Source organism: Guptibacillus algicola (genome assembly GCF_020171805.1).
Lineage (GTDB): Bacteria > Bacillota > Bacilli > Bacillales > Guptibacillaceae > Guptibacillus > Guptibacillus algicola.
Genome location: NZ_JAIVAF010000003.1, coordinates 981,442 through 1,005,065, shown reverse-complemented (window position 1 = coordinate 1,005,065; position 23,624 = coordinate 981,442). Strand labels below are relative to the sequence as shown.

At 39.8% G+C, this 23,624-nt stretch carries 34 protein-coding genes, 1 tRNA gene and 1 pseudogene; 8 read left to right on the top strand and 28 right to left on the bottom strand.

Annotated elements, in window-relative coordinates; translation table 11 throughout:
• The first annotated feature begins 68 nt into the window (after positions 1-68).
• The gene (locus LCM09_RS12780; protein ID WP_224882366.1) at positions 69-944 is read left to right on the top strand and encodes a helix-turn-helix domain-containing protein; all 876 of its coding nucleotides are present in this window, start codon (positions 69-71) and stop codon (positions 942-944) included.
• Positions 945-946: 2 nt separating this feature from the next.
• On the opposite strand, the gene LCM09_RS21015 is transcribed toward LCM09_RS12780, so the two are convergent.
• From LCM09_RS21015 to LCM09_RS12765, 4 genes are all read right to left on the bottom strand, one after another.
• Positions 947-1,042, bottom strand: a complete 96-nt coding sequence (locus LCM09_RS21015; protein ID WP_425545208.1) for a putative holin-like toxin — start codon at positions 1,040-1,042, stop codon at positions 947-949.
• 94 nt (positions 1,043-1,136) lie between these two features.
• Positions 1,137-1,274: a hypothetical protein gene (locus LCM09_RS12775; protein WP_224882365.1), complete on the bottom strand. Its 138-nt coding sequence runs from the start codon at positions 1,272-1,274 to the stop codon at positions 1,137-1,139.
• 135 nt (positions 1,275-1,409) lie between these two features.
• The gene (locus tag LCM09_RS12770; protein ID WP_224882364.1) at positions 1,410-2,057 is read right to left on the bottom strand and encodes a uracil-DNA glycosylase family protein; all 648 of its coding nucleotides are present in this window, start codon (positions 2,055-2,057) and stop codon (positions 1,410-1,412) included.
• Positions 2,058-2,107: 50 nt separating this feature from the next.
• Complete coding sequence (locus tag LCM09_RS12765; protein WP_224882363.1) at positions 2,108-3,037, bottom strand: SGNH/GDSL hydrolase family protein; 930 nt, start codon at positions 3,035-3,037, stop codon at positions 2,108-2,110.
• Between the two features lie 153 nt (positions 3,038-3,190).
• On the opposite strand from LCM09_RS12765, the gene LCM09_RS12760 reads away from it, so the two are divergent.
• Positions 3,191-3,481 carry a HesB/YadR/YfhF family protein gene (locus LCM09_RS12760; protein ID WP_224882361.1) on the top strand — a complete coding sequence of 97 codons (291 nt, stop codon included), beginning with the start codon at positions 3,191-3,193 and terminating at the stop codon, positions 3,479-3,481.
• Between the two features lie 43 nt (positions 3,482-3,524).
• On the opposite strand, the gene LCM09_RS12755 is transcribed toward LCM09_RS12760, so the two are convergent.
• The 8 genes from LCM09_RS12755 to acnA form a co-directional block, all read right to left on the bottom strand.
• The gene (locus LCM09_RS12755) at positions 3,525-3,833 is read right to left on the bottom strand and encodes a hypothetical protein (RefSeq protein ID WP_224882360.1); all 309 of its coding nucleotides are present in this window, start codon (positions 3,831-3,833) and stop codon (positions 3,525-3,527) included.
• A 4-nt stretch (positions 3,834-3,837) separates the two neighbouring features.
• A complete protein-coding gene (locus LCM09_RS12750) occupies positions 3,838-4,269 on the bottom strand; it encodes an acyl-CoA thioesterase (protein WP_224882358.1) in 432 nt (143 codons plus the stop codon).
• Positions 4,270-4,387: 118 nt separating this feature from the next.
• Entirely contained in the window at positions 4,388-4,597 is a 210-nt protein-coding gene (gene tlp / locus LCM09_RS12745) for a small acid-soluble spore protein Tlp (RefSeq protein WP_224882357.1), read from the bottom strand.
• A gap of 83 nt (positions 4,598-4,680) precedes the next feature.
• Positions 4,681-5,169, bottom strand: a complete 489-nt coding sequence (locus LCM09_RS12740; RefSeq protein WP_224882355.1) for a hypothetical protein — start codon at positions 5,167-5,169, stop codon at positions 4,681-4,683.
• Positions 5,170-5,222: 53 nt separating this feature from the next.
• Positions 5,223-5,747 (bottom strand): hypothetical protein, encoded by a 525-nt coding sequence (locus tag LCM09_RS12735; RefSeq protein WP_224882354.1) that lies wholly within the window; start codon positions 5,745-5,747, stop codon positions 5,223-5,225.
• A gap of 138 nt (positions 5,748-5,885) precedes the next feature.
• Positions 5,886-6,029, bottom strand: coding sequence for a small acid-soluble spore protein N (gene sspN / locus LCM09_RS12730; protein ID WP_224882352.1), 144 nt, complete (start codon positions 6,027-6,029; stop codon positions 5,886-5,888).
• Between the two features lie 60 nt (positions 6,030-6,089).
• Positions 6,090-6,215, bottom strand: coding sequence for an FbpB family small basic protein (locus LCM09_RS12725; RefSeq protein WP_224882350.1), 126 nt, complete (start codon positions 6,213-6,215; stop codon positions 6,090-6,092).
• A 158-nt stretch (positions 6,216-6,373) separates the two neighbouring features.
• Entirely contained in the window at positions 6,374-9,088 is a 2,715-nt protein-coding gene (gene acnA / locus LCM09_RS12720) for an aconitate hydratase AcnA (RefSeq protein WP_224882348.1), read from the bottom strand.
• Positions 9,089-9,280: 192 nt separating this feature from the next.
• On the opposite strand from acnA, the gene sspO reads away from it, so the two are divergent.
• A complete protein-coding gene (gene sspO / locus LCM09_RS12715) occupies positions 9,281-9,430 on the top strand; it encodes a small acid-soluble spore protein SspO (RefSeq protein WP_224882338.1) in 150 nt (49 codons plus the stop codon).
• Positions 9,431-9,475: 45 nt separating this feature from the next.
• Here sspO and LCM09_RS12710 read toward each other — a convergent pair whose 3' ends face one another.
• Positions 9,476-9,736, bottom strand: a complete 261-nt coding sequence (locus LCM09_RS12710; RefSeq protein ID WP_224882335.1) for a hypothetical protein — start codon at positions 9,734-9,736, stop codon at positions 9,476-9,478.
• Positions 9,737-9,851: 115 nt separating this feature from the next.
• Here LCM09_RS12710 and LCM09_RS12705 point away from each other — a divergent pair, with 115 nt between their 5' ends.
• Positions 9,852-9,989, top strand: coding sequence for a small acid-soluble spore protein P (locus LCM09_RS12705; protein WP_224882334.1), 138 nt, complete (start codon positions 9,852-9,854; stop codon positions 9,987-9,989).
• Between the two features lie 40 nt (positions 9,990-10,029).
• Here LCM09_RS12705 and selA read toward each other — a convergent pair whose 3' ends face one another.
• Entirely contained in the window at positions 10,030-11,424 is a 1,395-nt protein-coding gene (gene selA, locus LCM09_RS12700) for an L-seryl-tRNA(Sec) selenium transferase (protein ID WP_224882332.1), read from the bottom strand.
• Positions 11,425-11,482: 58 nt separating this feature from the next.
• Positions 11,483-11,668: pseudogene (locus LCM09_RS20980) on the bottom strand (Rdx family protein); the annotation flags it as partial.
• 142 nt (positions 11,669-11,810) lie between these two features.
• Here LCM09_RS20980 and selD point away from each other — a divergent pair.
• Positions 11,811-12,872, top strand: a complete 1,062-nt coding sequence (selD, locus tag LCM09_RS12690; protein ID WP_224882330.1) for a selenide, water dikinase SelD — start codon at positions 11,811-11,813, stop codon at positions 12,870-12,872.
• Between the two features lie 87 nt (positions 12,873-12,959).
• Here the strand turns inward: selD and phnC are convergent, their stop codons facing one another.
• The 4 genes from phnC to selB are packed head-to-tail and all read right to left on the bottom strand — an operon-like array spanning position 12,960 to position 17,331.
• Positions 12,960-13,715 carry a phosphonate ABC transporter ATP-binding protein gene (gene phnC, locus LCM09_RS12685; RefSeq protein ID WP_224882328.1) on the bottom strand — a complete coding sequence of 252 codons (756 nt, stop codon included), beginning with the start codon at positions 13,713-13,715 and terminating at the stop codon, positions 12,960-12,962.
• Positions 13,705-14,457, bottom strand: a complete 753-nt coding sequence (gene phnE, locus LCM09_RS12680) for a phosphonate ABC transporter, permease protein PhnE (RefSeq protein ID WP_224882326.1) — start codon at positions 14,455-14,457, stop codon at positions 13,705-13,707. The genes phnC and phnE overlap by 11 nt, the downstream gene beginning before the upstream one ends.
• 2 nt (positions 14,458-14,459) lie before the next feature.
• On the bottom strand, positions 14,460-15,350 hold the full coding sequence (gene phnD, locus LCM09_RS12675) for a phosphate/phosphite/phosphonate ABC transporter substrate-binding protein (RefSeq protein ID WP_224883032.1): 891 nt from the start codon (positions 15,348-15,350) through the stop codon (positions 14,460-14,462).
• A gap of 19 nt (positions 15,351-15,369) precedes the next feature.
• Positions 15,370-17,331 carry a selenocysteine-specific translation elongation factor gene (gene selB, locus LCM09_RS12670; RefSeq protein WP_224882324.1) on the bottom strand — a complete coding sequence of 654 codons (1,962 nt, stop codon included), beginning with the start codon at positions 17,329-17,331 and terminating at the stop codon, positions 15,370-15,372.
• Between the two features lie 345 nt (positions 17,332-17,676).
• Here selB and LCM09_RS12665 point away from each other — a divergent pair.
• Positions 17,677-17,773: transfer RNA gene (locus LCM09_RS12665), tRNA-Sec, on the top strand.
• Here the strand turns inward: LCM09_RS12665 and LCM09_RS12660 are convergent.
• Entirely contained in the window at positions 17,774-18,127 is a 354-nt protein-coding gene (locus tag LCM09_RS12660) for a DUF4183 domain-containing protein (RefSeq protein WP_224882322.1), read from the bottom strand.
• Positions 18,128-18,236: 109 nt separating this feature from the next.
• Between LCM09_RS12660 and LCM09_RS12655 the strand changes: the two genes are divergently transcribed.
• Positions 18,237-18,617 carry a DUF4183 domain-containing protein gene (locus tag LCM09_RS12655; RefSeq protein WP_224882320.1) on the top strand — a complete coding sequence of 127 codons (381 nt, stop codon included), beginning with the start codon at positions 18,237-18,239 and terminating at the stop codon, positions 18,615-18,617.
• Positions 18,618-18,708: 91 nt separating this feature from the next.
• Positions 18,709-19,134, top strand: coding sequence for a DUF2621 domain-containing protein (locus tag LCM09_RS12650; RefSeq protein WP_224883021.1), 426 nt, complete (start codon positions 18,709-18,711; stop codon positions 19,132-19,134).
• Between the two features lie 33 nt (positions 19,135-19,167).
• Here the strand turns inward: LCM09_RS12650 and LCM09_RS12645 are convergent, their stop codons facing one another.
• The 8 genes from LCM09_RS12645 to LCM09_RS12610 all read right to left on the bottom strand — a co-directional run bounded on the left by LCM09_RS12645 (position 19,168) and on the right by LCM09_RS12610 (position 23,597).
• Positions 19,168-19,650: a CcdC family protein gene (locus LCM09_RS12645; RefSeq protein WP_224882318.1), complete on the bottom strand. Its 483-nt coding sequence runs from the start codon at positions 19,648-19,650 to the stop codon at positions 19,168-19,170.
• Between the two features lie 111 nt (positions 19,651-19,761).
• Positions 19,762-20,217: a Na(+)/H(+) antiporter subunit B gene (locus LCM09_RS12640; RefSeq protein ID WP_224882316.1), complete on the bottom strand. Its 456-nt coding sequence runs from the start codon at positions 20,215-20,217 to the stop codon at positions 19,762-19,764.
• Between the two features lie 23 nt (positions 20,218-20,240).
• The gene (locus LCM09_RS12635) at positions 20,241-20,951 is read right to left on the bottom strand and encodes a cytochrome c biogenesis protein CcdA (protein ID WP_224882315.1); all 711 of its coding nucleotides are present in this window, start codon (positions 20,949-20,951) and stop codon (positions 20,241-20,243) included.
• Positions 20,952-21,058: 107 nt separating this feature from the next.
• Positions 21,059-21,931, bottom strand: coding sequence for a M15 family metallopeptidase (locus LCM09_RS12630; protein ID WP_224882313.1), 873 nt, complete (start codon positions 21,929-21,931; stop codon positions 21,059-21,061).
• Positions 21,932-22,047: 116 nt separating this feature from the next.
• On the bottom strand, positions 22,048-22,272 hold the full coding sequence (locus LCM09_RS12625) for a YneF family protein (RefSeq protein WP_224882311.1): 225 nt from the start codon (positions 22,270-22,272) through the stop codon (positions 22,048-22,050).
• A gap of 91 nt (positions 22,273-22,363) precedes the next feature.
• On the bottom strand, positions 22,364-22,807 hold the full coding sequence (sirA, locus tag LCM09_RS12620; protein WP_224882309.1) for a sporulation inhibitor of replication protein SirA: 444 nt from the start codon (positions 22,805-22,807) through the stop codon (positions 22,364-22,366).
• A gap of 150 nt (positions 22,808-22,957) precedes the next feature.
• Positions 22,958-23,242, bottom strand: a complete 285-nt coding sequence (locus LCM09_RS12615) for a HesB/YadR/YfhF family protein (protein WP_224882307.1) — start codon at positions 23,240-23,242, stop codon at positions 22,958-22,960.
• Positions 23,243-23,360: 118 nt separating this feature from the next.
• Positions 23,361-23,597: a DUF896 domain-containing protein gene (locus LCM09_RS12610; protein WP_224882300.1), complete on the bottom strand. Its 237-nt coding sequence runs from the start codon at positions 23,595-23,597 to the stop codon at positions 23,361-23,363.
• Positions 23,598-23,624: the final 27 nt, after the last annotated feature.

Genomic DNA, 23,624 nt, shown 5'->3' with positions numbered 1-23,624 from the left:
TTATATTAGAAAATATTTCATGGATAAAGTTTCCATATGGTATAATCTTTCTAAAAGGGGGATAGCAGATGCGTCAGGATACACTCGGAACTTCCCTACGTGAACTTCGAATGTACCTTGGGCTCTCGCAGTCAGACCTCTCTAATGGGATTTGTACACAAGCGTTAATCAGTCAAATCGAAAATAATGATGTATCACCCTCTGCTGAACTTCTCTATCATCTAGCATCGAGACTTGGCGTAGATATCAATTATTTTTTCCACATGATCGAAACCCCTCGCCTCGATTATGTGAAGGAAGTTTGCCGTCAGATAAGGAGACATATTAAGAACCGTGAGTACCACACTGTCGCTGAAATCCTTGCAGATGAAGAGGATAACCCTCTCTTCTCTACAATTAAGAATCGTCAGTTCGTTTTGTGGCATAAAGCGATTTGCCACTATTACATCGAGCATGATGCCCACAGTTCATTCCAACTACTTAACGATGCGTTATTATTAACTGCAACCACCTCAAAAAATTATTCCGAACGAGAGATAGAGATTTTAATCAGCACAGCAATTCTTTATAGTGAAGAAAATAACTGGTATAACGCCCTACCTTTATTTAAAAAGGCTTTTTACCATGTACGCTTTTACCCGATTATCAACGATGAAACGATCGAAATCAGACTATACTATAATTATTCTAGAGCTTTATCATCAAGCGGAGATTATGATAAAGCGTTATCGATTGCAAAGGAAGGCGTTCAAATTTGTAGAGAAAAACAAAGGTTCTACTTATTTGGTGAGTTAACCTTTCAATGTGGAAAGCTAAATCACTTACTTGGAAATCAAGATCTCGCAAAAACTTACTTAAAAACCGCTTCCACTATCTTTCAATTGGATGATAACATTCCGTACAAAAACCATGTTGATACGTTCGCTAAGAAAGTAGAAAGCTAATATTATTTATGCTTTGTTTTTTCGATTAAGATGACGATGAAGTTAAACAGTGAAACAAAGAACAAGCCTGCTGTTATAAACAACATGAGTTCTTCCATTTCGAGTCCTCCCTTCATATGTGGCTATGGACTATTCATATTTCTCTGATCATATTTCATTTTTACAAACACGCGAAAGACCCCTTTTCCTAAATTAGTGGCAATATGGAAGATCGTCTTCATCAAGGTGTACCTGAGTGCCTTGAACCATTTCATGTGATTCTACTGGGGCCATGGCATAGCCACCGAATAAGACGATCGAAACGAGGAACATGAGAGACCATTTCTTCATCACTTCACCCCCTTTGTTACACTTATATTACAACTCTGGGAAAAATTATGCGTTCGTCCTATTCTATGCTCTAACACATAGAAAAAGCCTTATCCTATTCGGATAAGGCTTTTTGGCTCGTTTTAATAAACTGACTTATACTTTATGACGATTTAAAGCTTCAATCACATTTGAAACAGGTTCTTCATACCGCTCTCTACTCCAAGAGTTGTAAGATGGATGTGGTACACCTTCAATGATTGTCCATTTCTCGCTCGTGACATCTGCAAGTCTAAAGAATTTCTGTGCAAATCTTCCGCATGGGACAAACGTCACTTCTACGTCTGTTAATTTATTTAGTCTTTCTCTAAACTTGCTTAAGATGAAAGATTGGACCTTATTCAACTCTTCATCTTTAAACGCATCTTTATGATTGTATTTACGAATTACTTCAAACCGTTCTAATAATGCCTTTGCGCTTTCAATATCTTTCTGATCGTATGGACGTTTCTGCATCGGGATGTTACAAACGTTTAATAATCCTATTGCATCTAAGGATGGGCGATCCGTTTCGTCTTCATCATGTTTCTTTAATAACAACCCAAGAGGTTTGTTATACTCTTGTCCGAAAAGCTTTTTAGCCATCGTTGCCCCTGAAGCTCCAGCCACAGGAACTCCGTACTTCACCTCAGCAATATGTGGTGATTCCAAAATGAAGATCAATCTTGAACTGGGCTTGATGTACGTTTCGACACGATAGCGTTCGGCTAATCGATTGTATTCTTCTTCATAACGATTTTCCATACGTACCACTGCCTTTGTTGTATAGATTACTTTTTTTCTCTATCATTTAGCTATTCAACTGGAATGTCATCGATGATATTACCTTGATTTAGATGATATTGAATCTGACGTGCCATCAATTCATATCCATCGTCATTCGGATGGAATTGATCCTCAAAGAATAGATTTTCATCTACTGAATTGAAAAGTTCGTAAACTGGAACAAATGTTGTGTTTTCATCTTTTTCTACAGTAGATTGGGTTATCCCATTCCATCGCTGAACAATTTGGTCAATTTCTGTTATCGATTGAAAACTTTCTAATAAAGGATTATAAAGACCGATAAAAATAATTGGTGCGTCGCTGTTTACGGAACGGATTCTTTTCATGATTTTATCAAGGCGGTCAACATAATTTGACTGCTCTCTTTGAAAATCAGCCATCTGTAAATCTAAGAAATGTTCCTTAACCACTTTCATTAAATCATTTCCACCAATACTCATTAAAATCACATCAGCTTCACTTAATGATTCTCCTACTTCTTCTTCAAAGAGTATTTTGTATAATTTAGGCGTTCTTCTACCATGAACTGCATAATTTTCAACGGAAACACTTGCACCTGTATCTTGTTCAATATTAGTTGAAAGACGTCCGATATAGCCTTTTCCGGTCGAATCACCGCTACCTTTAGTAAGAGAGTCTCCAAGTCCAATCATCTTGATGTCTGCTTCTTCAGCTTCCTCAGACAACGTATCGTCATTCTTAGAGACTTGTTCTACTTCTTCTTCAGCTTCCTCACTACGTTCTTCTTGTATATCGTTTTTTTCAGCAATAGAAGAAATGACGGTTTCGTTTGGTACTTCGTTCACAACCATCATCGATGCTGCTTGTTTTAGTTCATTCAGACGCTGGCTCCTATGATCCATGATCGGCTTGATGCTGAGTAGGATAACGCCAGCAAAGGTGAGGAAAACAATCAGCCATATATTTTTCTTACTCAAGTTAAAGCCCTCCTCAATTCAATACCCTTTATACCCTTATTATATCCTCTTGTAACTACAAATTCTAACAGATGTAGTCGTATTGTTTTGCATGATACTTGTACACCTTTATAATAGATATGTAACGTCGCGTAGTGTCAGGAGGTATATTTAATGATTATATCAATTACTCAACCAGCATTAAACTGGTTCAAACGTGAAATGGCATTAGAAAAAGGAGATTCGCTTCGCTTCTTTGTTCGAGTTGGAGGATGCAGTACCGTTCAGGATGGCTTCTCACTAGGCATGACTGTTGAAACCCCAACAGAACCAGCTCTTTCCACAGAAGAAGAAGGAATCACATTTTATGTTGAAGAAAAAGACATTTGGTTTTTTGAAGAACTCGATTTCACTGTAAAGTACAGCAGGAAAAAAGACGAAATTGTATTTCAACATGGAGAATAGTGATAAGAAAACGCGAAAGCTTCGTTGCTTTCGCGTTTCTTTATCAACTTTCAGTTAAACCAAATCTCTCGATATGACTAATCAGTCCCTCGCTCCTGAGAACTCTCACCTGCTCATTTCCGAGTAGATCAAAGTGCGGAAACCCTTCTCGGTCGTGAATCCATTCTCCCTTAAAATTGTATTTCTCACCCCACTCTATTAACTTCGCTACATCCCTGCACCCCGCTTTTGTTACGGTTTTGTATTGTGGGAATCTTGGGTCATACCAATAGTGAGTAAGAAAAGCAACTTTTCCACTTGCTACCGTTCGTTTCCATTCTTGTAGTTCTTGCTTTGTTAATCCAAATGCCATTCGGTTACAATCCTTTGCTAGGTTTTTTCACCTTCTCATACTCTTTATGCCAGTCAGGAAACCTCTTTCTAATCGATACAGGTCTAAACGATTCCTTCTTCACACATGTATGTACTGACTTACCAGTTACACAGACGGTTTCATCTTCTTTTATTACCTCATATCCATAGACGACCCGGAGGCCATCGTAATGTTCCACCCAAGTATTCACTTTTACGTCGTCGCCGTAACGAACAGGGCGTTTGTAGCTTGCCTCAATATCGACTACTGGAGATAATATACCTTCTTTCTCCATATCTGCGTATTTAAATCCAAGGTCATTTATTAAGGTCGTTCTTCCTAGCTCAAACCAGATTAGATAGTTGGCATGATAAACAACACCCATCTGGTCAGTTTCAGCATATCGTACAGTGATTGGGGTAGTTGAAATAAACACTGAATATCCTCCTCTTACTTCTTGCTAACCATATCTAGTTTATCATAATTGATTGGTGAATCCCTATTAATGAAAAAGCCGAATGGGAATTTCCCACTCAGCTTAGTGTTTATATGTGTTACTTATGTGCTTCGTCCTTAATTTCATCTCGCATCGCATCGATGCTCTCAGCACGTCGCTCGTTTTTCGCCTGTATCTGCTGTTTTTGCTGATCACTATCTGTTAGCTCGATCGAAGCTTCTGCAGCGTGCATGTTTTCAATCGTATCTTGAACCATCTTTTGTAACTTTTCAGCGTTATCCTTACGATCATCCGGTTTTGCTCTCATGAGAAGCCCTCCCTATTCATTCCTGCAACTCGGAGTTGCACTATTAGTATGTGTGAGGGAAGGCGGTTATATCCTTATAATCGTTAGTTTTGCAAGCTTTTTGGAAGGGTTCCATAAAGTGAGTTTTCGTATGAAAGCATTTCTTTACGCATTTCAGCACTACATCCGTTAGATAGCAAAATATTTTCTGCTGCTTCGAATACTTGCCTAAGCATTCGCATCGCCATTCTGTAATCGACCACTACATTTTGTTTGATATTCTTCTCGTGCTGTGAAAGCTCCAGCATTAAATGGTACGTACATTCAAGAAGCCTCATAGGAACATCATTCAACGTACGAGCACTTCCATTTTCAAGAAACTCTTCAAATTGCACATCATCTTCATCACATAATAAGAAGTATGTTCTTGGTACATCTCCTAATTCATGATCGATGTCTGAAATCGTTAACGTCATGATTGCTAATCTTGATGCAAAACCACCAATCAATGCAGCTGTACCACAACCATATGGAGGTCCTGAAGCATCAAACATTTTGTAAATTTCACTGCCTAAAAAATCTTTTCTATCCATGATCATCACCCACCTTATGGAACCTTTACCCTTTTTCTATTGCAAGAAATCGTCTAAACGGCTTCTTCAAAAATAATAGGACTCATGAAATCGATGCTTTTTTGAGTAATGTCAATGAAGTTTCGCCAATATTCTTTCACGTTCTCATCATACTTCCCTTGATCAAAACTGATTTGTAACCAAGACAGTTCTTCGAGAAGTCTGATGGAAGAACCTACCCAAATCTTCTGTCCTTCAATTTGTAACGTGAACGGTTCTTCAAATCGAAAAGGAAGATATATTCCAGTATGGTTAGGGTGAAGAATAAGGTTTTGAAAAATCGTTCCCTTAAAAAGCTTAGCATATGTTAGTAAGACACGATCGTTCTTTGCTGCTGCTTTTTTTAAATGATGCAACGTTTTACTTTCACCGAGTTCAAGGCTAGCGATCGCTTTCTCCCAGTTTAACTCTTCACGATAAGGAACTAGATACCCCATCTGCTGCATCTTTATTTCTAACTCTTTTATTAAGAGTCCAGTTTCTGGTGCTTCTTCTGAATTTAAACTTGAAATTGGTTCAATTCTAGCTGTAATTGTCATAAAGATCCCCCCGAAAAAAACATATCTATTGGTACTATTCGCTTTTCTTATTACCTTTAAGACGTTTTTACAAACTTTGAAAAAAATTGTTATAAATGAAATAAACCAGAAAGATTGCTCCTTCTGGTTTCATCTGCATTATTTCCCTTTTGGGGGAGCATAGTCAGGCTTTGGATTTCCTTTTGTTTGCATCTGTTTTCCTTTGTTTCCTTCCGCTTCTGGGTGAAGGGAAGCTGTGTGATTTGGCGCAAAAGATTTCGGAAATCGTTTTGGGTTACTCATAGAGATCTCCTCCTTTACCTTATAGGCTGTGCAATAGGAGGATAATTATCATGTTAAGTATTAATTTTTGGCGTGTTTTTTTTCAAACTTATCTTCAATGCGCTCAATCGCTTCTTTGTCATTCATTAATTCTTGTTTATACTGTGAAACTAATTCTTTAAAGGTAATTTTTTGAGATTTTCTCATAATGTTCTCCTTTCGTAACGATTCACTTTATTGCAAGTATTCCCGAATTCAGAATATTTAATACATAAAATCGATTTGTATGTAAATTAATCGTCTTTTGTAAATTACTGCAATAAAAAAAGGCTGCCGAGATGTACTCGGCAGCCTAATTAATAATCTTATTTTGTTTCTAGTTTGTCGCGTAGAACCATTTGAAGGATTCCTCCGTGACGATAGTAGTCAATTTCAACTTCACTATCGAAACGGGCTAATACGTCAAATGTCTTCTCATCGCCTTCTGGAGAAATAGCCGTTACTTTAATTTCTTCACGAGGCTTAACATTTTCAGTAATTTCTACTGCAAATGTTTCTTTACCAGTAAGACCTAGAGAATCAGCAGAATCGCCTTCTTTGAATTGAAGTGGTAATACACCCATCAATACAAGGTTACTTCTGTGAATTCTTTCATAGCTCTCAGCGATAACTGTTTTAATTCCAAGAAGGTTCGTTCCTTTTGCTGCCCAATCACGAGAGCTTCCCATACCGTAATCTTTACCAGCAAGTACAACAAGGTCTGTTCCATCTTCTTTGTACTTCATTGCAGCATCATAAATTGGCATAACATCGTCTGTTTTCCAATACGTAGTCCAACCACCTTCAGTATCTGGTGCAATTTCGTTACGGATACGAATGTTTCCGAATGTTCCTCGCATCATTACTTCGTGGTTACCACGACGTGAACCATATGAGTTAAAGTCGATCGGACGAACGCCTTTGTCCTGTAAATATTGTCCTGCCGGCATTTCTTTTGCAATTGCTCCTGCTGGTGAAATGTGGTCAGTCGTTACAGAATCACCAAACTTCGCGATCGCTCTCATGTCCTTAAGCTCGTGAATTGCTTCAGGCTCTTTAGAAAGGTTTTCGAAGAATGGAGGGTTTTGGATGTAAGTTGATTCTTCATCCCAGTTATACAAGTCGCCTTCACTTGTACTCAACTGATTCCAACGCTCGTTTTCTTCAAAGACAGTTTTGTACTGACGCTTAAACATTTCAGGAGTAACTGTTTCAGCTACTGCTTCTTTTACTTCCTCAGGCGTTGGCCAGAGATCTTTCAAGTAAACGTCATTTCCGTCTTTGTCTTTACCAAATGATTCTGAATGAAGATCAAAATTCACGCTTCCTGCAAGTGCATAAGCAACAACAAGCGGTGGTGATGCTAGATAGTTTGCTTTCACTAGAGGGTGAATACGTCCTTCAAAGTTACGGTTACCAGAAAGTACTGACGTTACAGTCAGATCACTCTTCGCAATCGCATCTTCGATTTCTTCTTTTAGCGGACCAGAGTTACCGATACATGTTGTACAGCCATAACCTACAAGGTGGAATCCTAGGTCCTTAAGGTAAGGCATGAGCCCTGATTTCTCAAGATAGTCAGTAACAACTTTTGACCCTGGAGCAAGACTTGTTTTTACGTATTCAGGAACTTCTAGACCTTTTTCAACAGCTTTCTTCGCAAGAAGTGCTGCGCCAAGCATAACGGATGGATTCGACGTGTTTGTACAGCTTGTAATCGCAGCGATCGCAACTGCACCTGTTTTCATCTTCACTTCTTTACCATCGTTGAATTTAACAGTTGTTTCTTTGTTGATTTCGTTCTTATCCATTCCTAGTCCCTGGTTTCCTTGAGGAGAAACAAGCGCTTTGTTGAATTCTTCTTTCATGCTAGAAAGAGGAATCAAGTCTTGAGGACGCTTAGGTCCAGCTAAACTTGGTTCAACTGTAGAGAGATCAAGCTCTACAACACTTGAGTACTCAGGGTCTTCGGATTCTGGCGTGTAGTACAAGCCATTCGCTTGGCAATATTCACGAACCAGATTAATGTGCTCTTCTGAACGTCCAGTTAAGCGCATATATTCAAGCGCTTCTTCATCTACAGGGAAGAAGCTACAAGTTGATCCTTGCTCAGGAGCCATGTTCGAAATTGTCGCACGGTCAGCAAGCGGCATGCTAGATAGACCAGGTCCAAAGAATTCAACAAACTTTCCAACAACTTTCTTCTCACGAAGAAGTTGAGTTACTTTAAGTGCAAGGTCCGTTGCAGTTGTTCCACTTGCAAGTTCACCTGTTAGCTTGACACCGATTACTTCTGGAACAGGGAAATAAGAAGGCTGCCCAAGCATTCCTGCTTCAGCTTCAATTCCACCTACGCCCCAACCAAGAACGCCTAGACCGTTGATCATAGTTGTATGTGAATCAGTTCCAAAAAGTGTATCTGGGTAAGCTACATTTTCACCGTCAAAGTTATTTTCTTGAACAACGTTTGCAATGTACTCAAGGTTAACTTGGTGAACGATTCCTGTTGCTGGTGGTACAGCTCGATAGTTATCGAAGGAATCTTGAGCCCATTTTAGAAACTTATAACGCTCAAGGTTACGTTCAAATTCTTTGTTCATGTTAAATTCTAGTGCGTCATCAGAAGCATATTTATCAACTTGAACCGAATGGTCAATTACAAGATCAACCGGAATTTCAGGATTGATTTTGTCAGGATCTCCGCCCATATCAGCCATTGCCTTACGTAGTGATGCAAGATCAACTACTGCTGGTACTCCAGTGAAATCCTGCAGGATTACACGAGATGGTTTAAATGGTACGTCGATATCATTCTTTTGCTCGCTAGTTCCCCATTTAGCGAGGTTCTCAATATGCTCTTCTTTAATAACCTTACCGTCGTACTGACGAAGGATAGATTCGAGCAAGATCTTAATCGTGTAAGGGAGCTTGCTTACTTTTGCGATGCCTGCTTCTTCTAGCGCGTTTATGCGGTAGAACGAATATGATTTACCATTAGCATCGAACGTTGACTTTGAATTATAGAGTTCATGTTTTGCCATATGTAGTTCCCTCCTTCAAATTGCATAACAAAGCGGTAGTTGCAAAAACGCTTTCAACTTCCCTTTATCCATATTAGTAAATTTTCAAACATAAGTAAATAACAAGATTGTTATTATACTTCATAAGATTACCTTATGACCACATATTTTGATGCCACAAGGACAAAGTAACCTGTGTGGAGGTGATAGCTGATGGGAAAGCGTAAAGCGAATGGTGTGCGCCCAGGAATGAATGATGCAGATGCACAAGGAAACGGAGCTGGATCTGATAACGAATATGCTCACGAGCATCTTTCTGCAGAACAACGTGCGTTTAATAAAAAGACGAAGAAACGTCAATAGATGAAGAGTAAAACCCGTCATCAAGAAATGACGGGTTTTACTCATTTACACGTCTTTGTTCATTTCTGCTTGGATCGATTGGAGGTCGTCTTGGAATTTAAGAAGCTGTTGACGTTGATGTTCAGATGCATTTACAAGAGCGCTCTCTATTTGAGACATCGCCTCTCCTACTTCTTGTTGTAAATGGTGAAGTTCTTTTCCATATTCACTAGAGTTGACAACGATTTCATTGCTAGCGTCGATCGCCTGATCATATCCTTGCTGAGCAGCTTGGAATGCCTGCTGTTTGTCTTTATTATATGGCATCTTGCGCCCTCCTTATCAAATGGTTTCACCATAGTTTATCCATAATAAGGCTTGCTATTCGGGTTGTATAAGATGAAATGTCATGCAGATACTATAACTAAAGGAGGGATTGACCATGACAGAAAGCAATACTTTTAAAGACATGCGGAAAAATGCCCCCAAAGGCCAAACCGGCCAACAAGAGCCAATGAAAGGCTCACACAAAGTAAAGAAACGTAATCAGACAAGACAAAAGAATGGTGAAGGTTTTTAATTCTTTCCTTAATAAAAAAGGCGACCGTTAAGTCGCCTTTTTATTGTGAGATAGCGTTTAATGCCTGTATGATGCTGCCCTCTTCTTCTGTTGAAACAGTTCTTAGGTCAAGGATTATACGATCTTCCTTTATTCTTGTAATGACTGGGAGTGGAGCTTGTCTTAGTTTCGTTTCTAACTCATTACATGAGTACACGCTTGAGGACAACATAACTACATAAGTATCTAACTCGACTTCTGGCATCGTCCCACCACCAACTTGAGAAACGTCTTCCACAATTTCCGTATCGTAGAACGAAGTCTCATTTAAAAGATGTCTACAAAATGTCGTAGCTCTCTCAAACACTTCTTCTTTTGTCAGGAGAATATCTCGCACAGCAGGGATGGTGTTTTCTTCACCCACCACATGCTGTTGAAGGGTTGCTTCTAATGCAGAAAGTGTTAATTTATCGACGCGTAACACACGAGCCAATTGATTTTTCTTAAGTTTATCGATCAATGATTTCTTTCCCGCTATAATGCCAGCCTGTGGTCCCCCTAATAGCTTATCTCCACTGAATGAAACGATGTCAGCTCCGTCCATCAATACAGATTGCACTGTAGGCTCGGAACCGATACCTTGCTTACGGTAATCAAATAGTGCGCCACTACCTAAATCTTCATAATAAATGACAGCCTGATCACTAGCAAAACGTGATAAGTCTTTCCTGTCAACTTCTGAGGTAAAACCTACGATAGAGAAATTACTACGATGAACTTTCATAATCATGGACGTATCTTCCGTTACTGCATCTTCATAATCATATAGGTGTGTTTTATTCGTTGTTCCTACTTCTCTGAGTTGTGCACCACTTTCTGACATGATTGAAGAAACTCGAAACGACCCACCAATTTCAACGAGTTCTCCTCTAGAGACGATCACTTCACGGTCATTTGCAAGAGCACGTAATACTAAATATACCGCTGCAGCATTGTTATTCACTACCATAGCAGCTTCTGCACCAGTAGCCTCACAAATCAACGTTTCAGCTATATCATGTCTAGATCCTCGCTTTCCTGAAGAAAGATCATACTCTAAGGTATTATAGCTACGGGCAACTGTCGTTAATCCCTCTATCGCTTGTTCACTCAACCGAGCACGGCCAAGATTTGTATGTAACACAACCCCTGTAGCATTGATTACAGGACGAAGGTTTGGTGTGAGCATAGTTAATGCTTTCTCTTCCAACCTTTTTAAAATGTCACGGCGGAATTCTTCTCTTGTTCTTGATTTACCTGCATATGTTTCGGTGAGTAATTTGTTCCGAAGGTCATCAACTTCTTGTTGGATAACTTGTGTTAACCTTTCTTTTGAAAAAGCTGAAGCGTGGTCGTTATGTATAAAGTCATGCTGTAGTTCATGTATTGGAGGAAGTTCTCTAACTAGTGATTTCAACGTATTCAACTCCTAAAGACGAAAGGAAAGACACCCTTAAAGAGGTGTCTACTTCTTCCTACATCTGTTCCATTTCTTTAATAAAGGTTTCCGGTTCAGGATACTCTCCTGTTTCGTGCTTTGAATGAAGCTTACTACCATTTACCGTTACTTCGAATGCTCCTTTAGATCCTGGAATAAGCTCAAGGTTTGTAATGTCATGGCGAAAATGATTAAAAAGCGCTTCCGCGAAACTCGCGGCTTTTGGTGCGTAGTTTCACTGCATGCAGAATTCGATGGAAACAGTATAGCTCATATGAATTCCTCCCTTTAATTTTATCTTGTCCATACTATATCATTTCAAAAATCGAAACAAAAGAATTATACTCATATAAGGAGGTGGTACTATGTCGAGTCAAGAGAAAATACGTCTAACGTCTCTCTCAACAAAAGGTGGTTGAGGATGCAAACTCGGTCCAGAGGACCTGGCGCAAGTTTTGCGTCACCTACCTAAAAAAAACAAAGATCCAAACTTACTAGTTGGAGTAGAAACCTCCGATGATGCTGGTGTGTATCGATTGGCTGATGATATCGCCATGATTCAAACGGTCGACTTCTTTACACCAATCGTGGATGATCCTTATATGTTTGGTCAGATCGCAGCTGCCAACTCATTAAGTGACGTGTATGCGATGGGTGGTGTACCAAAAACAGTTCTGAACATCGTAGGTTTTCCAATAAAGAAGCTACCTCCAGAAATTCTATCTTCTATCCTCAAAGGAGCTTCAGATAAAGTCGAAGAAGCAGGTGCTGTTATTGCGGGAGGCCATTCGATTGATGACCAAGAACCTAAATTTGGTCTATCTGTTACAGGACTCGTCCACCCTGATCGTTACTATACAAATGTTGGAGCTAAGCCCGGAGACGCAGTCGTATTAACAAAACCAATCGGAGTGGGGATTCACACAACTGCCATCAAACCCGAGAAGCTTTCGAGCGAAAGGCTTCGCATTGTTTCCGAAACAATGGCAGAGCTTAATAAAGTTGCTGCTGAAGAGCTTACCCGCTTTGCACCGAATGCCGTTACTGATGTCACAGGATTCGGCTTACTTGGACACTGTTATGAAATGGCGACTGGAAGCGATGTTAGTCTTCATATTGACTTTAACAAGGTCCCCGTTCTTGAAGGTACGTATGAGTTAGCAGAACAAGGGTTCGTTCCTGGAGGATCAAAAGCGAATCATCGCTGGATTTCTGATTCAGTTCAGTATCAAAACCTAAATGAACTTCAGCAGCTCATCTTGTGTGACGCAGTTACTTCAGGTGGCCTACTGATTAGTCTACCTGAAGAAGAAGCTGTCGCTTACGTAGAACGTATGAAGGAAATGGGTAAAACAGCGACAGTAATAGGATCTGTCACAGAGAAACAATCATCATCAATTATTGCATCAAGCACACAAAAACCGTAGGGAGAGGTCCCTACGGTTTTTTACGATCGATTTATTCGATTAAATTACCTTCCATTGGGATTTCTTCGACATACCTTCTTCTAAAACTTATCGTTCATAGAGAGAGTCTTGAAGCTCCTCAGTTAAGTTTTCAGGAACATCATCGAAAACTACCCTTCCTTCTTTAAGAGCAATAATCCTTGTAGCATAATGTAATGCAAGCTTTACGCTATGAACATTAATAATCGTTAGCAGTCCTTGTTCTTCATGCGCCTTCTTGATTAATTGAAATATACGATCAGCAGTTCCTGGATCCAAACTTGCCACGGGTTCATCACCTAAAAAAACTTCTGGTGACTGGATCAATGCCCTCGCAATGCCCACCCTTTGTTTTTGTCCTCCGCTCAAACTATCTACACGCTGATGTTGCAACGGCAGCAGTTCAACTTGTTCTAATATTTGCCTAGCTTTAGATTTCTCAACATCAGTAAATAACCCTAGTACATTTTGAAAAGTAGAGTGAAAACCAAAAAGACCTGTATAAACATTTTGTAGAACAGATAAACGCGGAATCAACTGATGCTGTTGGAAAATCATCCCCATATTTCTTCTAATCTTTCTCAATGCTTCCGCTTCCTTGAGACTGTATGTTTGGTTCTGATAAGACACAGTACCTTCTGAGAGTGGTTGCAATCCATTCAATGTTCGAATCAGTGTAGACTTTCCGGCACCGGTTTTTCCTAATACACAAACGAATTCTCCTCTTGTGAACGTTAGGTTTACATCGTGAATAGCGGGTGTATCTGATCGACCATACGTGACTTTTCCATTCGTAATCTTTAGAAGCTCATCATTACATAACATCTTGTCTCACCCGGCTTCCTAAAAAGTCAACAGCGATCACGATCAACATGATGAGGAGTACATCAACAGCTACTGTTGAGTATTGAAACGTTTTAAAATGAATAAATAACTGTTGACCTATGCCCCCTCCCCCTACAAGACCAAGGATTAATGACGTTCGGACTGCAACTTCAAACCGATAAAAGTAATGCGAAAGTACATTTGGCCATATTTGAGGAAAAATCCCAAATAATGCTCTTGTAATGGATGGAGCACCAACCGCCTTCATCGCTTCTTGAGGTCCTTTATCAGCAGCTTCGATCAATTCACCGATTAGTTTACCTAATACGCTTGAGTTATGGACGATGATAGCGAGCGTAGCAGCAAATGGACCAGGTCCTACAACGGTTAGAAACATTAATCCTAATACGATTTCTGGAATCGAACGAAAAAAGCTCAAGAAAATCCGACTTCCTCTGTAGAATCTACCTGCAGTGTTCTTTGCAGCAAGTAGACTTAGCGGAAGTGCAAAGATCAGCCCGAGAATACTACCTAGAAATGCCATTCCAAGCGTTACTAAACTCGCTTCTAACATCCGTGGCACAACTTCTAATTGGAGAGGGAACCAATTAGAAAGAAAATCGACCATGTTCGCTAAAGCCTTCAGTTTGGTTAGATCAAAACCTGTAATGTGAATACTCCAGACGAACCCTACGATAACCAGTAATCCGTAAAATAAATGCTTCCAATTCACCCATGCCATGATTATTCTGTGATCAAGCCCTGTTTTACAGCGGCATCTTTAATACTTTTGTAGTTTTCATTACTTGCTTCAGTAAATCCAGAAGCTCCGAACGCATTCAAGATCGTCTCATCTTCAATCGATAAGAAGACCTCTTGCAATCGTTTCTTCGTTTCTTTGTCGGTCCCCTTCGCTACAGCCCATGGGTACTGAAATAACTTGTCTGATTTCCAAATAACCTTTAGTTGATCTTCATTAATTTTACCTGATTCTAACAGTTGGTTATATATCGCACTATCGATTGCTCCTGCATCCACCTGGTTATTCTGAACTGCTAGTGCCGTGGCATCGTGCGAGCCAGTGTACGTGATGGATTGAAAGGAATGATTATCCTGATCTTCAAACACCTCTCTGTCTTGTAGCTCAATCGACGGAATTAACGAGCCTGACGTCGAGTTAGGATCTCCGAAAGCAAAACTTTGCTCATTACTTTTCTCTAAAAATGATTCTAGTGACTCCCAACCATTCTCACTGCTTGTAATAATGTAAGAATGGTAGAAAGGTTCACCATCGATCAGCTGAGTCACAATCGCTTCTGCACCGCTTTTCTCATGTGCAATTACATATGTAAGCGGACCGAAAAACGCCATATCGATTTGTTCGTAATTCATCGCTTCTACCACACCGTTATAGTCTGGAAATGTGGTGATCTCGACTTTTTGATCTAGCTCATCAGAAAGCACGCCTTGTAGATTTTCCATGGCTTGATCGATTTCACCTTCAGTTTGAGCCGGTATCACACCAATTGTAAATGCTTCTGAATCGCTGTTTTGGGCGCTTTCTTGTTCACCGTTCGTAGAAGAACAGCCTACAAGAACCCCAACCAGAAATAGTGCCAACATTAATCGTTTCATTCTAGCATCACTCCGAATTTTAATTATCGCGCCACCTTCTTTCTTGTCCATCTCTTATGGTAAAGCCTTTTTCATCCAGACTTTCTAGAAAAGGAACAAGAAACTTCCTGCTTACACCTAGCACTTCTTTTGCAGATTGTAATGAAAAGGTGTTAGACGTGTTATTTCTTAACAGCTCACGTGAATCCTCCCACGCTGAACGGTGAATCATTAACTCTTTTGTAAGTTCAATAGCTTTCCCTTCCTCTATTAGAAACTGCTTCAATTCACCTTTTAGTTCGGAAGGAATGCCTTCATTATCGATCAAACTATCAATCGGTGGAACTTTCATGCCAGAATCTTCGAGAACGCTCACAACGTTTTCCATTCTCGTTTTCCATGCTTTAGGAAAATACGGTGAGAAGTATTCTTCAAAAAGATACGGCCCTTTTTGTTTCACATTCTCTTGTTCACCAAGCGCGAGTTCAATTAGTTTATCAGGATACTTTTTCTTCAGTTCTTGAATCAGCTCTGCTTTTGGTAAGCCCGTTCTCAATGGATAGACTTCATGATAATTACGCAACTGTCTTTTTATATCAGAACGAACTTGATTTCGAATAGCTTCTGTTGTAACAAAACTACCTTCTCTTACAACACTCGGATTGGTGGAAAGTTCTACTAAGATTTCATCCTTTATACCAAGCGTTTGCTTGATTTCTTCTTCTGATAGTATTAGTTCTTTTTCTAACAACTGCTGTAGCTGCTCGTATGGTGTACCAACACTCATCCTCTTCAACATCTCAACTGTCTCGACTCCAAATTTGTACTTCTTGCCCATCACATTGACGATCGATCCTCCGGCAATCGTTTCTACTGGGGAAGGGCGTCTGATGATGATACGATCACCTTTCTTAGCTAGGATAGGTTGCTCTAACCTCAGCTGACAGAAGAGGGCTTCATCGACATCGACCTCTAGTACATTCCGGTCAAAAAACACAATCGTTCCTCTAACTTCTGCTGTTCCAATATGAGCTGTAACTGGTGACCGTTGCTTTAAATCATGAGACATCGTCTTCGCTACCGTCACGTTGAGATCAACTGTTGATGTAGGCTTGTAAAAATCACTTGTTACAACTACCTGTCCCCTTTCAATATCTTCCCGGTCCAAGCCTGCAAGGTTCACAGCAACCCTCTGTCCTGCAAAAGCCTTATTCACTCTCTCATTATGTGACTGTACCTGTCTCACTCTGGCTTCGATTCCCTTCGGAACAATCGTCACTTTTTCCCCTTCTTGTAACTCTCCATCAAAAATCGTTCCTCTTACAATCGTTCCGTGCCCCTGTAACGTAAACACTTGATCTACGGGTAAGCGAAACGGTCCAACTTTATTCCGAGGCGGGACATCTAAAAGATAGGTTTTTATACTTTCTTTTAACTTCTCGATTCCTCTTCCTGACTTACTATCAACAACGTGTAGAGTTGCTCCTTCAAATCCTGTTCCAGTTATGTACTCTCTAATATCATCCTTAACTAGTTCGATCATTTCTTCATCCACTGCATCAGCCTTTGTAATGACGATAATCGACCGTTCAATACCAAGAAGAGATAGTATCTCAAGGTGTTCCCTTGTCTGAGGCATTACCCCTTCATCGGCTGCAACAACTGGAATAACGAGATCTATCCCTGCAACACCTGCAATCATTTGCCTCACAAACCGTTCATGGCCTGGAACATCGATAATCGACACATTCATATCCCCTGATAGTTCAAAGGGAGCAAAACCCGGCTCGATCGAAACATTCCGCTCCTTCTCTTCCTTCAGTCGGTCAGTGTCCACTCCAGTTAGCGCTCCTGTCAATGTGGTTTTCCCATGATCGATATGTCCTGCGAGACCAATCGTGTAATACTTCATTTTTTCACCTGCCATTGTTAAGTCATATCCCTTATTTACATTAATGAAATAATGTTCCTTACGCAACTGTAAGGCCTTCAAAACCTTCATGGAACATACATCGTTGTATTTTTATTCAACAGTGTATAAATAAAAAGTTATTCACAATTGTCCACACTCCAGCCTGTTACACCCCGTACAGACGCCTGTACTAGTTTCTAAACTGTTATAGTTCTTAATCGAGAACTGTATCACCCCGCCCTATTGTCGAATATTGTCATAGCGGGATTGTCATCGAGTTTTGTCGTATTTTCTGAATATCGAGCTGACTTACTAATTGTTCGTCTTTTTTCTATCTTCATCGACATTTTCTTTTGGATCTCCTAGGGTAAATTGACCTTATCTCTTGAATAGTTGAAAGTGATGCTTTATTATTCTAAGAGCATAATACATTACGGGGCTGGTTGTACGTCTGGTGAGTGCCACGGTCTTCAAAACCGCTTGTGACCTGCGTGCCAGGTCAGCTGGGTTCGATTCCCAGACGGTCCCGCCATTACACTTTGATCATCTGCAGGATGATTGGAGCACCAGCAATCGGCGCATCATCGGTATTAAGAATGAGGAATCCTTTTTCCACATGATAGTTTAAGTCCGGTTGAAGAACTCCATTAATAAATAAATTCATAAATGAAACCTCGTCAGGTGACAATATTCTTTGTTTGTTCAAATCCTTTACAGCATCACGGTCTGTAAAGGTTTTTTTCGTTCCATCTGATATCGTATAAAATTCATAGATTTTAACAAAAGCTGGCAACCTCTCTCTCCAAGGCTTTGAAGGCACTATAGGAAGTGTAATCCTTGGCGGTGCGGGACTACTTCGCTTTGCTCTTTCGTCTTTGAAAGCCATCTTATCCACCTCTCCCCTCTCGGCAATCCTCACAAATAGGCAAATGCACTTAAACAAAATATCACACTCAGACATATATTGGTTATATGACATATTGGAGGGTTTCATAATGCCTTTAAAAATAATGAAAATAGCTGTAGACGTTACCACAACTGTACAAACCCAGCCTAACGATCAGAAGTTTTTCCATACTACAGCTTCTTTGATATCTGGGCCTACCACCTATACTATTGCTGTTGGTGATTTTGAAACAGACACAGGAGCTGCAGCCACTGAACTTCCAGCTCTCGGTAATAACAATAGCTACTTTAACGTATATGTTAACGGCGTGCTTCAGATGCAAGATCTTTCCGCCTATACAGCTGGTACATCCCCTACAGGTAAGCTCGACCTCACTGTTCCTGACGGAGATAGCATCATGGCAAACACACCAATTGTTTTGGAAGTGGTGAATTTTACACCCTCGGCTAACTCCACGACAGAGACGTGATTAAGCCTAGCTACCTTGATTTATGGTCGTTTTGAGCGTATAATATGACCGAGTTGGATTGTGGTTAATTATTACGCAAGAGGTGAATGCGATGGCAGGTTGGTTTCAGTATTTTATCGTCGGTTGGACAGTCGTGTTGATCTCACTTATGGCAATCGGTGGTTTCTTCATGTTCCGAAAATTCTTAAAGCGTCTTCCAAAAGAAGATGGCAAATCCATTTTGGATTGGGAAGATTACTATATCGAGCAGACAAAGCATTTGTGGAATGAAAATCAAAAAAAATTACTAGAAGAATTGGTCTCTCCAGTTCCTGAACTATTTCGAGATATTGCTAGGAATAAGATTGCTGGGAAAATCGGCGAACTCGCGATGAAAGAGAATAGCAAGGAAATGACACAAGACCTTATTATTAGAGGATACATTATCGCAACTCCTAAGAGAGATCATAAATGGCTGATCAAGAAATTACACGATAAGCGAATCGATGTAACCCCTTATCAGCATTTGTTTCATTAAAAAACTCGTTTAGCATCATGCTAAACGAGTTTTTTATAATGTGCTCTGATGTAATTTTGTATTATGGCTTCGTTCTGTTTTTCTAAATTGATAGTACATCGCAACTCGCCAAGGTACGATCATACCGAACGCGAGCACAAAAAATAACGAACTCGTTTGAAGAACAGGTATCGATTGTCCGATTATCGTTTTAAAAACAATTCTTACTACTAATAAACCAAGCAAAATAAATACGAATGCTTTCGATCGTGTTAAGTAAATTTCATTGTTTTTAATTTCAAATTTTGATGTGCGTATTAATAATAATGAGAAAGCCGCGCCCACGAGTAATGCTTCGATCGCTTCATAAAGCGGCACCCTCGCTTCCGGAAGAACAAACATAAAAAAGCCTGTCGCCATAAAAAAAGGCGGTAGGATAATTTTTCTGATTGTTGCAGGTTTTTTTGAAGCCCTTAACCTGATCATAATTACACCAAGAGCCATCAATGCTCCTACTATCGTACTGAAAATCAGCATATTGTCATCCCTCACCTATCAGGTTACTGCTTATCATTTCCATTGTATGTGCAAGACCTAAAAAAAACAAGCGCACATAAAAGAACAGGGCATGCACCCTGCTCTTTTTAGTTACATATTTTGTTTGGAAAGTTCTTCTTCCCCTTCATCTGCAGCGATATTTAAGATGATCGTCATCGTGACGCCAACTACTGTGAAATATACGCCTAAATCGAACAGAATCGCTGTAGCAAGGTGAGTGTGTCCTAGAATAGGAAGCTCAAAATAAGCATCAGTATGGCTTAAAAATGGCTGACCAAAGAAAAATGACCCAACGCCAGTCAATACAGCAATTAACAAGCCGATTGGAATAAAATTCTTAAAGTCAAACCGTATGACTCGCTCCATCGTTTTAAACCCATATGATACATATAGCAGTACAAGTGCTCCTGATGTCATTAATCCACCAATAAATCCACCACCTGGCGCATTATGACCAGCGAAAAATAAGTAAATGGAGAATCCCATTATGATAAATACAATGATTGTCGTTGTTGTTTTTAAAATAAGATCGTTACTACGTTGCATGTATTCGCACCCTTTCTTTCTTGTTAGAATCCTTGGAATCCATTGAAAAGATTGTTCACAAGGAATGAAGTAAACATCGTCATGAAGTTAAAGTATAACAAAACTCCCATTACAATCATTAAATACCCGCCAGCCTTCATAATCAATCGGCTATTTCTCTTGATCCACTGTAATTTTCCAATAAAGAAAGATAGCAAGAAGAATGGAATTGAAAAGCCTAATGTATATGCGACCATATAGAATAAACCAGCTCCAGGATTAGATACTCCTAAAGCGATAACCGCAGCTAGAATCGGACCTGTACAAGGTGTCCATCCGGCCGCAAACCCCATTCCGATCAACACCGACCCGAGAAATCCAGATGGACGGTTTCGAATGGTTAACCTTCGATCTTTCAGCAAAAACGAAGGTTTCCAAAACCCTACGACCACAAGTCCAAATACTACGATTAGTATTGCACCCACTTGTCGTAGTAAGTCTTTATATTGAATAAAAAGGTTCCCAATTAGTGATGCAGACATACCGAGTACGAGGAAAATAATCGAAAAGCCTAATAAGAAGAATACTGTATGTAGGATGGCTCTTCGCTGCATCATTCCTCGCTCTTCTTTTAGATCATCTACTGATACCCCTGTAATGTAAGAAATAAACGCCGGATAAAGCGGCAATACACAAGGAGAAATGAAAGAAAGAAAACCGGCTCCAAAAGCTAAGAATATATTCAAATCAGCCATAAACTAACTCCCCGTTCTATACACGCACATAGCATGCGCATTCTGTAATCGTTTCAACCTCATTGTACCGGTTTTCAAACTTAATTGTGTGAACATTACATAACGATTTACTTTGCGAAGAATTCTTCAAGAGTTATACCCGCTTCATGGATTTCTTTTGCAGCCTCTTTGCCAACGTAGCGAACATGCCAAGGTTCGTATTGATAACCTGTGATCTCTTCTTTTCCTTTCAGGTATCTCACTACAAATCCATACATATACGCGTTTTCAGCAACCCATTCACCTTCTGGCGTACTTCCGAACTTCTCACTCAACGACCCACCTAGAGATGGGGCGCTTATATCCATTGTAAGACCAGTCTGGTGCTCACTTTGTCCTGCGTGCGCACTGACACGGTTCGCTTTCTCTGCACCATATCTATCTGCATTATAAGCAAAAATCGCTTCTTGTCTTTCGTATGAGCGATATCCAGATACAGCTTTAAGCTGCATGCCATCTTTGTTTGCAGCATCGAACATCTCTTCAAGAGCTTTCGCAGCTTCTTCTACCATCAATCTTTTTGGATCCCCTTCGTTCGCATAGAAGGGAACATCTGGTTCTACAAGATTTTCAGGCACGAAATCAGCAGGCAAATTCCGCTCCTTATTTGCAACTACGTAGATACTATCTGGGTTTGTAACAATTTTTTTTCCATTCTCTTCGGCCACTGTCTCCCCCATTGCAGGGTATGCGTTTTGATTTTCTGATTGTCCATTCTCATTTTTATATTCACTTGTAGAGCTTTCGTCCTCATTAGGTTGATCTGATTCGGTAGCTGATTCGTTTTCGTAAGTAGCGTTGTTTTCTTCCTTGCTCTCATCCGGCTGTTCGGTTTTATCTTCAGCCTGGTTTTGATTTTTTGCGCTCTGTTCGTCTGACGAACAACCAGCTACAAGAGCTAGCGATAGCCCAGTTACTATAAATAGATTTCTTGCCGTCATCTCAACACTTCCCAATATATAAATATAGTCTAACTTATCATATCATCATTAGGTTTAACGTCGTCAACCAAAATAACTCCATATAAAAAGCACTCTGCTTCCAGAGTGCCAGTACATTATTTGTTGTTATCCATCTGACTATTCATAGCCTTCATCATCTGATTAATCTTCTTCTGAGAAGGTTTTTGCCCCATCTGCATCATCATTACACGAAGCATATTTTCATTAATAGGGGGATTTTTCTTAAGATAATCCATCATATATTTGCGGGCAATAAAAAAGCCAAGCGCAGCCCCAGCAATTAATGCTAGAACGCCCACAAGCGTATACATCCACCACATGCTGTATTTCCTCCTTATTCTTTCTCTTCCAATAGTGTACTACAACCCTTCCTGATTATACAATAATGTCTATTAAAATAGTAGGGGTTGTTTAAACTAGCTTCTGTTTTTTAAGTGGACTGAGCCATCCAAATCGATTCGATTGATAATCAATGGCGAAGAATGTAGGAGTAAGTTTTCTAAGCACCTCAAAAAAGATTGTTTCTGCTTCATATGTACCATTTGAGTAGATGTTGATTTTCGCTTGATTTACAAATAGCGAGCCATCACTTTTTGATTGCAATACCGTTAGGCAGTGACCGCCATTTCGATATTCATAATGACGAAAGCCACCAAGCTCTGTCACAAGGTATCTATTAACATCGATCACCGGTATGGACTCTGTAATAAAATCAATTTGTTTATCTAGCAATTCTTGCTCTTCCTTTTGTATAGAGATCTTTCTCTCATTGAATAATTGATATAACAGGAGTTCTTTGCCACCATATTGAACAGCAACTTCTTGTTTGATCAAGTGCATTTCATAGTGCCTCATACCAATTCCTCCTGTCTACCTTGTGTTTTAACCAACAGTATACAGTAAGTTCATTAAGATGATTGTCTATACCTGTAATACAGGTTTCACTAGTTTTGTCGAAACCAAAAAACCTGTACTATAACATATATGTTATAGTACAGGTTTACTTTATGCCATGCTCGGCAGATCGCAAAGGACGCCACCGCATTTCGCGTCATAATCTAATTTCATTCGATCAACAAACCATTGATCACCAGGCTTTACGAAATAGGTGATGCCTCCCACTTCTTTCGTGAAATCCTCTGTCGATGGTTTATCAGACATAACACCTAGCGAAAATCCGCCGCTATCCCCACTCCCAGCGTATCGTACGAACAGTCTCAAACAATCACCTTGATTAAGCTCCATCTCACTCTTATAAAATTCCGCCGCTGAATCTGTAACTACAAACATCCTATCCGTCCTCTCTCTTTGTATTATAACACCTTGTTATAGTACAGTATAACTAATTTTCTAAAAATTGCAACCATAAAAATAGCCTAATTTTGCAATTTGCAAAATTAGGCTATTTTTACTGAATCGGTCCTTTATTTTTCTTGCTCTCTTTTAGTTTATCAGGTGTAACATCTTCGCCTGTTTCATCAACTACTTTGATGGAATGCAATTGATTTTCGAAAGACGATCGCAGGCTTTGTAAATATTCCTGACGAAGATTCTGTTGTTCTTTTTTCTCTTCGTCTGTGAGCCTTGACTCTTTTGATTTTCTAGATAACTCGTTAATTCGTTTTATTTTATCCTGTGATAACATACAGAAATAACTCCTTTAAACATCTAA